The sequence below is a fragment of the Streptomyces sp. NPDC031225 genome (assembly GCF_055570355.1).
This window is the reverse complement of record NZ_JBVIHJ010000003.1, coordinates 40,535-52,930: the sequence shown is the minus strand read 5'-3', so window position 1 is coordinate 52,930 and position 12,396 is coordinate 40,535. Positions and strand designations below refer to the sequence as shown.

Genomic DNA, 12,396 nt, shown 5'->3' with positions numbered 1-12,396 from the left:
TTGAGGAGTCTCATGCTCACCGACTGGACGTACGCCCTGCGGGACTGGTCCACCTATGTCGACGCGGCCTGGCTGACGCTGCGCCTGTCGCTGGCCGCCTTCGCCCTGGCGTGCGCCCTCGGCCTGCTCGGCGCCGCGGCCCGCAGATCCCGCCATGCGGTCCTGCGGGCGGTCGCCGCCGTCTACGTCGAGGTCATCCGCAACACCCCTGTCCTGCTCCAGATGTTCGTCGCCTACTTCGTGCTGCCGTCCGCCGGAATCCGGCTCAGCCCGGTCCAGGCGGGCGTGCTCGCCCTCGGCGTGAACGTCGGCGCCTACCTCACCGAGATCTTCCGCGCGGGAATCCAGGCCGTGCCGCGCGGCCAGCGCGAGGCAGCCCGCGTCCTGGCACTGAGCCCGGCCCGCGCCTTCGCCCACATCGTGCTTCCGCAGGCGCTGCGCAACGTCTACCCGGCCGTGGTCAACCAGCTCGTCCAGATCATCCTGGGCTCGTCACTGCTCTCGGCGATCTCCGTGCCCGAACTCACCGGCACGGCCATGGTCGTCAATTCCCGCACCCTGCTCACGGTTCAGGTCTTCGGCATCGCCGCGGCCCTCTACCTGATCCTCACCAACCTCGTCGCGCTCGCCGCCGGACTCGTCGGACGGGCCGTCTTCAAACCACCGCTGAACCCCGCCGCCGTACGACCCCGGCCGCTGGACGCCGTACGACGGCTGCTGCCGGCCCTTCCTCGCCGTAAGGAGGCCTGATGGACTGGTCGGTCATCTCCGACAACCGCGAGGTGTATCTCTCCGGACTGCGGGCCACAGTCCTGCTGTCCCTCGCGGCCATCGCCACCGGGACGCTCGTGGGGCTGCTCGTCGCGGCCGTGCGGACCAGCCGGATCCCGGTCCTGGCCCAGCTCGCGCGCGGCTACCTGGAGGTGTTCCGCGGCACCCCGCTGCTGATCCAGATGCTCTTCATCTACTTCGGCGCGGCCTATCTGAGCGGGTTCGCCATCAGCGTCTTCGGCGCGGCCCTGCTCGCCCTCACCCTCTACCAGGGCGCCTACATCGCGGAGATCTTCAGGGCCGGCATCGAGGCAGTCCCGCGCGGCCAGTGGGAGGCCTCTCGGGTCCTCGGGCTGGGCCGGATCCAGACCTTCGTGGGCGTGATCCTCCCCCAGACCAGGGCGATCGTGCTGCCCCCGCTGGTCGGCCAGTACCTCTCCCTGATCAAGGACACCTCGATCGCCGTGGTCATCGGCTACGTCGAACTGGTCCGCCAGGGACAGGCCGTCATCGACCGCGTCGGCGACCCGGCGACCTCCTACCTCGCCGTCGCCGTCCTGTACTTCGTCATCTGCTACCCGCTGTCGGTCCTGGTACGGCGGATGGAGAGAAAGGCTGTCACCGCATGACGAACACCCTCACGGACCGGCAGACCGCCCGGGTCTCCCTCTCCGGCGTCCACAAGCGCTTCGGCGCACTGGAGGTCCTCAAGGGCGTCGACATCGACGTCGAACCCGGTGAGGTCGTCGTCCTCATCGGCGCCAGCGGCTCCGGCAAGTCCACCCTGCTGCGCATCATGTGCGACCTGGAGCGGGCCGACAGCGGCGAGGTGTGGGTGAACGACGTCCCCCTGCACGAACGCAAGCGCGCGCACGAGATCTTCGGCCGTGTCGGCATGGTCTTCCAGCAGTTCAACCTCTTCCCGCACAAGACCGCCCTGGGCAACGTCACTCTGGCGCTGCTGAAGGTCCGCGGGCTCGCCAAGGCGGAGGCCGAGCAGCGCGGCCGGGCCGTGCTGGACCGGGTGGGGCTGGCCGACAAGGCGGACGCCTACCCGGCGCAGCTGTCCGGCGGCCAGCAGCAGCGGGTGGCCATCGCCCGTGCGCTCGCCATGGACCCGGCGATCATGTTCTTCGACGAGCCGACGTCCGCGCTCGACCCGGAGCTGGTCGGCGAGGTCACCGGTGTCATGCGCTCGCTCGCCGAGGACGGCATGACGATGGTCGTCGTCACGCATGAGATGCGGTTCGCGCGGGACACCGCCGACCGGGTCGTGTTCATGGACGGCGGTGTCGTGCTCGAACAGGGCACGCCGGAGCAGGTGTTCGGCAGTCCGGCCGAGGCGCGCACCCAGCAGTTCCTGCACCGGGTGCTCGACACGTGAGGCACGAGCCGGATGCCGAGGTCGTCTGCGTCGGCGAGACCATGGCCGTCCTGGTGCCGTCCGACGGTGGACCGCTGGAGCGGCAGCGCACCCTGCATCTGGAGGTCGGCGGTGCCGAGTCCAACGTGGCGTGCGGGCTCGCCGCCCTCGGGCACCGCGCGGCCTGGGTCAGCCGCGTGGGCGACGACCCGCTCGGCAGACGCGTCCTGGCGGACCTCGCGGTACGCGGTGTCGACGTCTCGGGCGTCGAGACCGACCCCGACCGGCCCACCGGCGTGTACTTCAAGGACACCGGCGCCGGCGGGACCGGCACGCACTACTACCGCTCGGGCTCCGCGGCGACCCTGATGGGCCCCGCCCTCGCCCACCGTCCGCACCTGCGCAGGGCCCGGATGCTGCACCTCAGCGGCATCACCGCGGCGCTGTCGGACAGCTGCGCCGAACTGGTGCGGACCCTGCTGTCCCGCCCGGGCCCGGAGGTGTCGTTCGACGTCAACCACCGCCCGGCCCTGTGGCGGCACCGGCCCGTGGACCCGGCGGACGTGCTGCTGGAGTCGGCGCGTGCCGCCGACATCGTCTTCGTGGGACGCGACGAGGCGGAGACCCTCTGGGGTACAGGCAAGCCCGGGGAGATCCGCGACCTGCTGTCCCCGGCGCCCACCGTGGTGGTCAAGGACGCGGAACGCGGGGCGGTCGCCTTCACCGGCGACGGCGAGGAGGTGTTCGTGGCCACGCCCGACTCGGCGGTTGTCGAACGGGTGGGCGCGGGTGACGCGTTCGCCGCGGGGTACCTGGCTGCGCGGCTCCAACGGCGAGACACCGAGGCGGCGTTGCGTCTGGGGCACCTGATGGCCGCAACGGCCATGGCGAGCCTCGGCGATGTCCCCACGGCACTCGCCCCGGCGGAGGTCGAGAGCCGTCTCGCCCTCGACGAGGCGGGCTGGGCCGCTCTGCGGCTCGGTTAGCCGGCGGGCAGCGTCGGCTGGATCCGGCGCAGGAAGGTCGCGTTGTCCGGGCTCTCGCGCATGCGCTCCAGGAGGGTCTCCAGACTGGCCTGGCCGTCCCGGGTCCGCAGCGCCCTGCGCAGACCGTGTACGGTCGCCAACTCGGCCGGGGGCAGCAGGAGTTCCTCGCGGCGGGTGCCGGAGGGGTCGATGGCGACGGCCGGGAAGACACGCCGGGAGGCCAGCTCGCGGTCCAGGCGCAGCTCCATGTTGCCGGTGCCCTTGAGCTCCTCGAAGTAGAAGTTGTCGGCGAGGGAGCCGGTCTCCACCAGGGCGGTGGCGAGGATGGTCAGCGAGCCGCCCTCCTCGGTGAGCCGGGCGGCACCGAAGAACCGCTTCGGCCCGATCAGCGCGGTCGCGTCGACCCCGCCGCTGAGGGTGCGGCCACCACCGGCGGCCGCGTTGTTGTGCGCCCGGCACAGCCGGGTCAGTGAGTCGAGCAGGATCACGACGTCCTCACCGGCCTCGACGAGCCGCTTGGCCCGCTCGATCACCAGCTCGGCCAGCGCGATGTGCTGCTTGGCCGGGCGGTCGAACGTCGAGGCGTACACCTCGCCGCGCACGGAGCGCCGCATGTCGGTGACCTCCTCGGGACGCTCGTCGAGCAGCACCACCATCAGGCGGCACTCGGGGTGGTTGCCGGCGACGGCAGCCGCGATCTGCTGGAGCAGAACGGTCTTTCCGGTCTTGGGCGGGGCCACGATCAGCCCGCGCTGGCCCTTGCCGACGGGGGCGATCAGGTCGGCGACGCGGCCGGTGAGGCCGGACGCCGGGTGTTCGAGACGGATCCGCTCGTTGGGGTGCAGCGGCGTGAGGTCGCGGAAGTGACGGCGGCCCGTGTCGGGGGTGCCGCCGTTGACGCGGGCGACCTCGGTGAGGGCGCGCTGGGTGCCGCGCACCCCGTCGACGGTGTCTCCCTTGCGCAGGCCGAACCTGCGGATCAGTGCGGGGGAGACCTGGAGGTCGGAGGGCGAGGGAAGCAGGCTCGCGGCGCGCAGATGCCCCTTCCCGTTCGCGTCGATGTCGAGGACGCCGGTGACGGCGCGGACCGGGGGCTGCTGCTGTACCTGGGGGTTTTCGAGAGTGGTGGTCATGGTGGTCTGTCCTTTCGAGGACGGAAGGCATGGGACATGCGGAAGGAAGGGGGGAAGCCGCGCGAGGAAGACGGACAGCGCCTTCGGGCGGCGGGAAACAGCACCTCGGGTACGGCGAACTCGCACAGGGCGAGGGGGCCTTGATCACGAGGTGGTGCTGAGAAGCTGAGAAATCCGGTCGGAAGGCGACGGGAGGTTCAGCGATTCGAAGGGAACTGGCACCGGCGCCCACAGCGGGGCGTACACAAGCGCTGTCGGGAGAGTAGCACGTATCCGTCAGCGTTGGGCGAGAAGGCCGTAGAGGAGCGGGATCCGCGGTGCGGGAAGCCGCCACCAACCGGACGGAGTGCGCTGCATCTGCGGCCAGCGCGGCCAGGGCAGCTCGTCACTCTCCCTGAGACGCCGGACATTCAGTCCCGCCCCCGTCAACGCGGTGACGACCTCTCCTATTCCGTGCATCCACTCGAAGCTGTCGGTGGCGCCGTCGACGGCCGGACCGTCGGTGTAGGTGTGGGTCGCGTCCCGGTGGACAGGTCCCGCGCCGCCCAAGTAGTCATGACGCAGCAGGAGTTCGGGCCCCTGGCCCGGTTCGGGCTTCGGGCCCAGCGAGTTGAGCAGCGGATGGAACTCGACGATGTACAACAGGCCGCCGGGGCGCAGCAGTCGGGCGATCACGCCCGCCCAGCGCTCCAGGTCCGGGAGGTAGCACAGGGCACCCTTGCCGGTGTAGACGACGTCGAAGCGCCGCCCGCCCAGCGCCTCGACGGCGTCGTACACGTTCGCCCGTACGTACGTGGCGTCCACGCCCGCCTTCGCCGCGATGCCGGTCGCGGCGGCCACCGACGCCTCCGAGAAGTCGAGCCCCACCGCGCGGGCTCCGCGGCGGGCCAGGGCGAGGGTCTCCGTGCCGAGGTGGCACTGGAGGTGGAGCACATCGCGGCCGGTGAGGTCGCCGAGGTCCTCCCACTCGAAGGCGGCGAACCAGCGCTCGTGATCGAGGTCCTGGTCGAGGCCGTAGAACCGGCTGCCGAGGTGGACGGGGGTGCGGGCGTCCCAGTTGGCCTGGTTGGCCCGCATCAGCCGCTCGTGCTCGTCAGTGGTCATGAAGTCATCCAACCGCGAACCGGGCCGTGACACGCCGCATACCCGCCGACGGAGGCGGCGGTGCAGTCCGCGGTCGCCGGACCGACGTACAGCCTGAGGGGCTGGATCTCCGGCTCCTCATTTTTCGTGCGCGTCGGGTGTCGATTCGGGTCGGTCGCGTTCGTCGGTGGGGTGTAGGAAGCTCATGAGGACCGGGAGGATCCATGAAATACATGCTGCTCGTCTGCGGCGACGACACCAACGACGCCTCGGGCATGGCCCCGGTCGAACCCTGGGTCGAGGAGCTCGGAGACCGTGGCGTACGGCGGCACGGGCACCGGCTCGCGCTGCCCGCCGACGCGGTGACCGTGCGGGTGCGCGGCGGTGAAGTACTGCGCACCGACGGGCCGTTCGCGGAGACCAAGGAGTACGTCGCCGGCTTCGACATCCTGGAGTGCGACAGCCTGGAGGAGGCGGTCCAAGCGGCCGCACGGCACCCCGTGGCCTCCGTCGGGGCCATGGAGGTGCGGCCCTTCTGGGAGGACGAGGACACCGAGGGGGAAATCCGGCGCCTCGACGCGGAACTCACCCGGGCCGTCCGGGACCGCGACCTCACCGGCATGCTCGCCTGCTACGCCCCGGACGTCGAGGTGTTCCATCCCATGACCGGCCTCGAACAGCGCGGGATCGACGCCTTCCGCAAGGCCCAGGAGTGGTGGTTCTCCACCGTCACCGGGCCCGTGGAGCGCGACGTGCTGGAGTTCCGGCTCCGGGTCGACGAAAGCGTCGCGTTCAGCCACGCGCTGGTACGGATGCGGGCCGCGCTGACCACGGGGGAACGCCTGGACAGCACCCTGCGGGTGACCACCGGCTACCGGCTGCCCACCGACCGGTGGCTGATCGCCCACCAGCACACATCCGTCGCGTTCGACGCCGGAGTCGAGGAGGACCGGTCATGAAGTACGCCCTGCTGATCTGCACCCCCGTGGGCGGCGCGGAACTGAGCCCGGCCGAGATCGCCGAGAACCCCCACTTCACCTCCTACATCGAGGAGGTCCGCAGCCGCGACATCGTCAAGGGCGGTGCCCGTCTGCGTCCCGCCTCCGACGCCACCACCGTGCGCGTCCAGGGGGACGAGGTCCTGCTCACCGACGGGCCGTTCATCGAGTCCAAGGAGTACATCGCCGGGATCGACATCATCGAGGTCGCCGACCTCGACGAGGCGATCTCCCTCGCGTCCCGGCATCCGGCGGCTCTCGGGGGCGGCTCGGTCGAAGTGCGGCCCGTGTGGGAGTGACCCCGGAAGAAGCCGTCGCCGCCGCCTTCCGCGAGGAGTGGGGCCAGGTCGTCGCCACCCTGATCCGGGTGACCGGCGACTGGGACCTCGCCGAGGAGTGCGCGCAGGACGCCTTCGCCCAGGCCCTCGACCGGTGGCGGCGCGACGGCGTCCCGCGCCGCCCCGGTGCCTGGCTCACCACGACCGCCCGCAACCGGGCCATGGACGTGCGGCGCCGGGAGGCGGTCGGGGCGCGAAAAGTGCAGGAGGCGGCGATGCTCACGGGGTACGAGGAGCCGTACGACGACAGCGGCGTCCAGGACGACCGGTTGCGCCTGATCTTCACCTGCTGTCACCCCGCGCTGCACATCGAGGCCCGCGTCGCCCTGACCCTGCGCACCCTCGCCGGGCTCACCACACCGGAGATCGCCCGCGCCTTCCTCGTCCCCGAGGCGACGATGGCGCAGCGCCTGGTGCGGGCCAAGAAAAAGATCCGCAACGCCGGCATCCCCTACCGTGTACCGCCCGCCCACCTGCTGCCCGAACGCACGACCGGTGTGCTCGGCGTGCTCTACCTGCTGTTCAACGAGGGGTACGCGGCCACCTCGGGCGCCGATCTCGTACGGCGGAGCCTGTGCGCGGAAGCCGTCCGGCTGGCCCGCGTCCTGGCCCGCCTCATGCCCGACGAGCCCGAGGCCCTCGGCCTGCTCGCACTGCTCCTCCTGCACGACGCCCGCCGCGAGACCCGGGTGGACGGGGCCGGTGAGCTGGTGACCCTGGAGGACCAGGACCGCACGGCGTGGGACCACGCCGAGGTCGACGAGGGCGCCGCCCTGCTGGAGACCGCACTGCGCCGGGGCCGCCCCGGCCCGTACCAGATCCAGGCCGCCATCGCCGCCTGCCACACCACCGCGGCCACGGCCGCGGACACCGACTGGGCCGACATCGCCGCCCTGTACGGCGAACTGCTCCGCTTCGTGCCCTCGGCCGTGGTCCGTCTCAACCGCGCGGTCGCCGTCGGTATGGCCGAGGGCCCCGACGCGGGCCTGGCACTGGTCGCGGAACTGGAGCGGGAGGGCGAGCTGAACGGCTACCACCTGCTCCCGGCCACCCGCGCCGACCTGCTGCGCCGCAGCGGCCGTACGACGGAGGCGGCCACGGCGTACGAGCGGGCGCTGGAGCTGGTGGAGAACGACGCCGAGCGGACCTTCCTGGCCAAGCGTCTGGCGGGTTGCCGACCGGCGCAGGGGCCGCCGCCGGTACGCCCGGTACGGCCCTGACGTCCCACCCGACCCGCACAGGGACGCTCACCCTGACCGTGCTGTGAGCTGACGTGTGAACTCAGGAGGCGGTGGCGGCCCGCGCCTGCGCCTCCTTCGCGATCTCGTCGAACCGCGCCCCCATCGCCGCCGCCAGGGCCTGCGCGCCCGACAGCGGACGGACCATGACCGTCAGCCGGTCGATCAGCCCCTCCTCGTCGAGATGGATGAAGTCGCAGCCGTCCAGGGCCCGTTCACCCACCCGGGTCGCGAACACCAGCGCGTGGTCGCGACCGTCCTCGCCGCTCAGCTCGCTCACATAGCGGAAGTCCTCGAAGACCTTCACCACCGCGCCCAGGATCGCCGCCGTGATGGCCCTGCCCTCGTACGGCTTGAACACCACCGGACTCGTGAAGACCACGTCCTCGGCCAGCAGCGCCTCGACGGCACCGAGGTCGCCCGCTTCGACCGCTTCTCGGAACGCCCGCATCGAGCCTCCATAATCAATTTGTTGAGTAGGTGTGGAGTAGGGTAATCACCGACTGCTAGCGTGTCCATATGTCGCTGAAGTACGCCGTCCTGGCCGCCCTGCTGGAGGGCGAGGCCTCGGGCTACGAACTGTCCAAGTCCTTCGACGCCTCACTGGCGAATTTCTGGCCCGCGACGCCGCAGCAGCTCTACCGCGAACTGGAGCGCCTGGCGCAGGACGGACTGATCGAGGCGCGGGTGGTGCAGCAGGAACGCAGGCCCAACAAGCGGCTGTTCACCCTCACCGACACCGGCAGGCGCGAACTGAGCGCCTTCGCCGCCGAACCGCCCCGCAGGCCGGCGGCCCTGCGCGACGAGTTCCTGATCAAGATCCAGGCCATGGACGGCACCGACCCCGAGGTCACACGGGAACTCGTCGAGGAGCGCCTGTCGTGGGCACGCGGCAAACTCGCCCGATACGAACGCCTGCGCGACCGGCTCCTCGACGGCCGCACCGAGGAGCAGTACCTCGCGGAGGCCGACCGGGTCGGCCCCTACCTCACGCTCATGGGCGGGATCGCCCTCGAATCGGAGAACGTCCGCTGGTGCGAGCGGGTTCTCGTGGTTCTGCGGCACCGGGCTCCCCTAAGCTGACGCGGATGTTCAGCCCAGAAGGCCCCAGCGTCCGCGAACTCGCCGTCCAGGCGCTGTCGTCCGTCGAGCGCGGCTACGACCTGCTCGCCCCCAAGTTCGACCACACGCCTTTCCGCACACCGGACTCCGTCCTGGACGCCGTGGCGTCCGCGCTCCGGCGGACGGGCCCCTTCGATGCCGGGCTCGACCTGTGCTGCGGCACCGGAGCCGGAGCCCGGGTGCTGACACGGGTCTGCCGGGAGAGCGTCACCGGAGTGGACTTCAGTGCCGGGATGCTGGACGTGGCCCGGCAGCGGACGCGCTCCGGTGGGCCCCGTGTGTCCTGGGTGCGGGGTGATGCGCGCGCCCTGCCCTTCGCCCCCGCCTCCTTCGACCTCGTCGTGAGCTTCGGGGCCTTCGGTCACTTCCTGCCGGGTGAACTGCCTGGCCTGTTCGCCCAGGCCCGTGAGGTGCTCCGGCCCGGCGGCTGCTTCGCCTTCCCGATCGTCGCCCCACCCCACCCCCGGTCCCGCGCCTACTGGATGCTCCTCGGCTTCGACACGGTGATGCGGGTGCGCAACGCCGTGTGGCGGCCGCCCTTCGTCATGTACTACCGGGACTTCCGGCTCGGTGACGTGCGACGGGACCTGGAATGGGCGGGTCTCCAGGTGGAGCTGCACGCCCTGCCCGAGTTCGGGGAACGCGACGACGGCAGCCCACGGGTCCGCATGGTCGTGGCGAGGCGCCCTGCCTAGTCGGTCCGCTGTCGCAGCGCGTCGTACAAGGCGTCGACCAGGGCCATCTTGCGTGGGTCGTTGGCGATATGCGGGCCCATCCGGTTCATCACATACCCCAGCGAGACCCCCGCCTCCGGATCCGCCAGACCGCACGAACCGCCGAAACCGTCGTGCCCGAAGGCCCGCGGGTTGGGCCCGTACGACCCGTTCGGCCCGCTGAGCCACAGGCCCAGCCCGAGCTCCGTGTCGCTCCCGAGCCCGATGCCCAGCACCAGATCGCGGCAGCTGCCCTGGCCCTCGCGCACCCGCTCGGCCGACTCCGGGGACAGGACACGGTGACCGCCGTAGGAGCCCCGGCCCGCGAAGATGCCGTAGAGCGCGGCGACGGCCCGGGCGGTGCCGTGTCCGTTCGCGGCGGGGATCTCGGCGGCCCGCCAGCCTGGAGTGTTCGCCTCGTCGGCGCCCGCCAGGGGGTTGGCCAGTGCGGCGATCGCCGTGGGAGTCAACTGTGCGAAGATCGCGGCCTGTTCGCTTGCCGACGCGGTCGGCGGATGCACCAGTTCGGCGGCCCGTGCGGCCTCCTTCTCCGGCAGCCCGATGCTGAAGTCGATACCGAGCGGCCCGGTCACCTCCCGCTGCAGGAAAGCCCCCGGGAGCAGCCCCGAGACCCGTCGGACGACCTCGCCGACGAGGAAGCCGTACGTCAGCGCGTGGTACCCCGACTGCGTCCCCGGCTCCCACCAGGGCTCCGTCGCGGCGAGCCGCCGGGTCGTCAGCTCCCAGTCGCAGAGCTCGGCGAGGGAGTGCGGCTCGCGCAGACCGGCCAGGCCGGCCCGGTGCGACAGCAGATGCCGTACGAGCACCTTCTCCTTGCCCGCCGCGGCGAACTCCGGCCAGTAGACGGCCACCGGGGCGTCGAAGTCGAGCAGGCCCCGGTCGGCGAGGATGTGGGCGCACAGGGCGGTCGGGCCCTTCGTGGTCGACCACACGTTGACCAGGGTGTCCCGCTCCCAGGGGCGGGTGCGGGCGGCGTCCGCCCAGCCGCCCCACAGGTCCACCACGGTCTCGCCGCCGACGCTGACGCTCACCGCGGCGCCCAGTTCGCCGCGGTCCCGGAAGTTCTCCGTGAAGGCCCTTCGCACCGCCGCGAAGCGGTCGTCGCAGTGACCGTGGACCACTGACTCGTGCTCGGATGACTCGTGCTCGGACATGCGCCCTCCGCCGTCGCCGGAAGCCCGGCCCGCGACGCTGCGAACCGAGCCTCCCGAACGTACCGACTGGTCGGACTGGAGGGAAGTTCCCTGGCAGGACTCAGGCGTACGAGCGCAGCCAGCGCAGCTTCGCCGCCTGCTGGTAAGGGCCGCCGCCCTCATGGTCGTTGAAGTCGTACACCTCGATCGCCTTGTCGTCGTGGGCCCAGTTGTTGAAGACCGCGAAGACGGTGGAGGGCGGGCAGGTCTGGTCCTCCAGGGCCGCCGAGAAGAGCCCGGGGGCGCGGCCGCGGCTCGCGAAGTGCACGCCGTCGAAGTAGGCGAGGGTCTTCAGGACGTCCTCGAAACGGCCGCGGTGCGTCTTGAGGTAAAGGCCGATCTCCCGGTACGGATGACGGTCCGTCAAGATCGCAGCGCGCGGGAAGTCGCACAGGAACGGCACGTCCGGGGCGACCGCCGCCAGGTCCGGGACCAGACCGCCCACCGCGATCGAGATACCGCCGCCCTGGCTGCCGCCGAGCACGACCGTGCGCGCCGGGTCCGTCAGCGGATGCGAACGGGCCGCCTCCACCGCACGCACCCCGTCCGTGAACACCCGGCGGTAGTAGTAGTTCTCGGGGGCGTCGATGCCCCGGGTCATGAAACCGGGGTACGCGGGACCGCTGGCCACCGGGTCCGCGGTGCCGCCACCGCCGCCCCAGGCGCTGCCCTGGCCGCGGGTGTCCATCACGAAGTGCGCCCGGCCCGTCGACGCCCACAGCAGGTGCTCGTGGGGCAGACCGCGCCCGCCGCCGTACCCGATGAACTCCACGACCACCGGTACCGGAGCGGAGACCTCGGCGGGAATCGTGAACCAGCCCTTGACCGGGTGGCCGCCGAACCCGGCGAACGTCACGTCGTACACCTTGACCGTGGACAGACCCGTGTCGACGAGTTCGAAGCGGGCGTCCAGGTCGTATTCGCGAGCCTCCTGAAGGGTCTTGGACCAGAACGCGTCGAAGTCCTCGGGCTCGGCGGAGTCACTGCGGTACTCGCGGAGCTCGTCGAGGGGGAGGTCGAACAGGGGCATGCAGGACCGCCTTAACGAAGGAACGTGCCGGATGATCACACCGTACGTGGGTGGTCGGACGAATCGCCAGGGCTTTGGCCGGACCGGGCGGCGGCGGTGACGCCGGTCGGCAGCCGTTGATGCGCAGGTCAAGGACGACGAGCTACGGGTTCCGGACGCAGAGCGTCAAGATCGCCGACCGTCGGCCGGTCGTCGCGAATGGTCGGGTCGCCGCCGGGCGGACAGGCGCAGACGTCGGCCCAGGCCGCAAGGGGGCGGGATCGTCCGGGCGGGAGCGGCGGCATCCGCATGCCAGGGTGAGAGAGACGGGGCCGGACCGGGCGGCGGCGGTGACGCCGGTCGGCAGCCGTTGATGCGCAGGTCAAGGACGACGAGCTACGGGTTCCGGACGCAGAGCGTCAAGATCG

The 12,396-nt window shown here is 71.4% G+C and carries 14 protein-coding genes; 9 read left to right on the top strand and 5 right to left on the bottom strand.

The window, feature by feature from the left end; all coding sequences use genetic code 11:
• Positions 1-12: 12 nt before the first annotated feature.
• The 4 genes from ACZ48Z_RS05775 to ACZ48Z_RS05760 are packed head-to-tail and all read left to right on the top strand — an operon-like array spanning position 13 to position 3,120.
• Positions 13-750, top strand: a complete 738-nt coding sequence (locus ACZ48Z_RS05775; RefSeq protein ID WP_468734528.1) for an amino acid ABC transporter permease — start codon at positions 13-15, stop codon at positions 748-750.
• On the top strand, positions 750-1,400 hold the full coding sequence (locus ACZ48Z_RS05770; RefSeq protein WP_468734527.1) for an amino acid ABC transporter permease: 651 nt from the start codon (positions 750-752) through the stop codon (positions 1,398-1,400). Before ACZ48Z_RS05775 ends, ACZ48Z_RS05770 begins: the two co-directional genes overlap by 1 nt.
• Positions 1,397-2,155 carry an amino acid ABC transporter ATP-binding protein gene (locus ACZ48Z_RS05765; protein WP_468734526.1) on the top strand — a complete coding sequence of 253 codons (759 nt, stop codon included), beginning with the start codon at positions 1,397-1,399 and terminating at the stop codon, positions 2,153-2,155. The genes ACZ48Z_RS05770 and ACZ48Z_RS05765 overlap by 4 nt, the downstream gene beginning before the upstream one ends.
• On the top strand, positions 2,152-3,120 hold the full coding sequence (locus ACZ48Z_RS05760; RefSeq protein ID WP_468734525.1) for a sugar kinase: 969 nt from the start codon (positions 2,152-2,154) through the stop codon (positions 3,118-3,120). Before ACZ48Z_RS05765 ends, ACZ48Z_RS05760 begins: the two co-directional genes overlap by 4 nt.
• Here the strand turns inward: ACZ48Z_RS05760 and rho are convergent.
• Positions 3,117-4,253: a transcription termination factor Rho gene (rho, locus tag ACZ48Z_RS05755; RefSeq protein WP_468734524.1), complete on the bottom strand. Its 1,137-nt coding sequence runs from the start codon at positions 4,251-4,253 to the stop codon at positions 3,117-3,119. The two genes, ACZ48Z_RS05760 and rho, sit on opposite strands and share 4 nt — an antisense overlap.
• Before the next feature lie 276 nt (positions 4,254-4,529).
• Entirely contained in the window at positions 4,530-5,357 is an 828-nt protein-coding gene (locus ACZ48Z_RS05750) for a class I SAM-dependent methyltransferase (protein WP_468734523.1), read from the bottom strand.
• Positions 5,358-5,560: 203 nt separating this feature from the next.
• On the opposite strand from ACZ48Z_RS05750, the gene ACZ48Z_RS05745 reads away from it, so the two are divergent.
• The 3 genes from ACZ48Z_RS05745 to ACZ48Z_RS05735 are packed head-to-tail and all read left to right on the top strand — an operon-like array spanning position 5,561 to position 7,892.
• On the top strand, positions 5,561-6,295 hold the full coding sequence (locus ACZ48Z_RS05745; RefSeq protein ID WP_468734522.1) for an SgcJ/EcaC family oxidoreductase: 735 nt from the start codon (positions 5,561-5,563) through the stop codon (positions 6,293-6,295).
• Positions 6,292-6,633, top strand: a complete 342-nt coding sequence (locus ACZ48Z_RS05740; protein WP_468734521.1) for a YciI family protein — start codon at positions 6,292-6,294, stop codon at positions 6,631-6,633. Before ACZ48Z_RS05745 ends, ACZ48Z_RS05740 begins: the two co-directional genes overlap by 4 nt.
• Entirely contained in the window at positions 6,630-7,892 is a 1,263-nt protein-coding gene (locus ACZ48Z_RS05735) for an RNA polymerase sigma factor (protein ID WP_468734520.1), read from the top strand. The genes ACZ48Z_RS05740 and ACZ48Z_RS05735 overlap by 4 nt, the downstream gene beginning before the upstream one ends.
• 61 nt (positions 7,893-7,953) lie before the next feature.
• Here ACZ48Z_RS05735 and ACZ48Z_RS05730 read toward each other — a convergent pair whose 3' ends face one another.
• On the bottom strand, positions 7,954-8,361 hold the full coding sequence (locus tag ACZ48Z_RS05730; RefSeq protein ID WP_468734519.1) for a nuclear transport factor 2 family protein: 408 nt from the start codon (positions 8,359-8,361) through the stop codon (positions 7,954-7,956).
• A 68-nt stretch (positions 8,362-8,429) separates the two neighbouring features.
• Here ACZ48Z_RS05730 and ACZ48Z_RS05725 point away from each other — a divergent pair, with 68 nt between their 5' ends.
• Positions 8,430-8,993: a PadR family transcriptional regulator gene (locus tag ACZ48Z_RS05725; RefSeq protein ID WP_468734518.1), complete on the top strand. Its 564-nt coding sequence runs from the start codon at positions 8,430-8,432 to the stop codon at positions 8,991-8,993.
• 5 nt (positions 8,994-8,998) lie between these two features.
• Positions 8,999-9,727, top strand: a complete 729-nt coding sequence (locus ACZ48Z_RS05720; RefSeq protein WP_468734517.1) for a class I SAM-dependent methyltransferase — start codon at positions 8,999-9,001, stop codon at positions 9,725-9,727.
• Here the strand turns inward: ACZ48Z_RS05720 and ACZ48Z_RS05715 are convergent.
• Both ACZ48Z_RS05715 and ACZ48Z_RS05710 read right to left on the bottom strand, forming a co-directional pair.
• Positions 9,724-10,920: a serine hydrolase domain-containing protein gene (locus ACZ48Z_RS05715; RefSeq protein WP_468734516.1), complete on the bottom strand. Its 1,197-nt coding sequence runs from the start codon at positions 10,918-10,920 to the stop codon at positions 9,724-9,726. The two genes, ACZ48Z_RS05720 and ACZ48Z_RS05715, sit on opposite strands and share 4 nt — an antisense overlap.
• 100 nt (positions 10,921-11,020) lie before the next feature.
• Complete coding sequence (locus tag ACZ48Z_RS05710; protein ID WP_468734515.1) at positions 11,021-11,989, bottom strand: acetylxylan esterase; 969 nt, start codon at positions 11,987-11,989, stop codon at positions 11,021-11,023.
• Positions 11,990-12,396: the final 407 nt, after the last annotated feature.

Coding starts and splice junctions, on each gene's coding strand:
- ACZ48Z_RS05770 (WP_468734527.1), top strand. CDS start 750: ATGGACTGGTCGGTCATCTCCGACAACCGCGAGGTGTATCTCTCCGGA.
- ACZ48Z_RS05775 (WP_468734528.1), top strand. CDS start 13: ATGCTCACCGACTGGACGTACGCCCTGCGGGACTGGTCCACCTATGTC.
- rho (WP_468734524.1), bottom strand. CDS start 4,253: ATGACCACCACTCTCGAAAACCCCCAGGTACAGCAGCAGCCCCCGGTC.
- ACZ48Z_RS05725 (WP_468734518.1), top strand. CDS start 8,430: ATGTCGCTGAAGTACGCCGTCCTGGCCGCCCTGCTGGAGGGCGAGGCC.
- ACZ48Z_RS05765 (WP_468734526.1), top strand. CDS start 1,397: ATGACGAACACCCTCACGGACCGGCAGACCGCCCGGGTCTCCCTCTCC.
- ACZ48Z_RS05750 (WP_468734523.1), bottom strand. CDS start 5,357: ATGACCACTGACGAGCACGAGCGGCTGATGCGGGCCAACCAGGCCAAC.
- ACZ48Z_RS05720 (WP_468734517.1), top strand. CDS start 8,999: ATGTTCAGCCCAGAAGGCCCCAGCGTCCGCGAACTCGCCGTCCAGGCG.
- ACZ48Z_RS05745 (WP_468734522.1), top strand. CDS start 5,561: ATGAAATACATGCTGCTCGTCTGCGGCGACGACACCAACGACGCCTCG.
- ACZ48Z_RS05710 (WP_468734515.1), bottom strand. CDS start 11,989: ATGCCCCTGTTCGACCTCCCCCTCGACGAGCTCCGCGAGTACCGCAGT.
- ACZ48Z_RS05740 (WP_468734521.1), top strand. CDS start 6,292: ATGAAGTACGCCCTGCTGATCTGCACCCCCGTGGGCGGCGCGGAACTG.
- ACZ48Z_RS05715 (WP_468734516.1), bottom strand. CDS start 10,920: ATGTCCGAGCACGAGTCATCCGAGCACGAGTCAGTGGTCCACGGTCAC.
- ACZ48Z_RS05730 (WP_468734519.1), bottom strand. CDS start 8,361: ATGCGGGCGTTCCGAGAAGCGGTCGAAGCGGGCGACCTCGGTGCCGTC.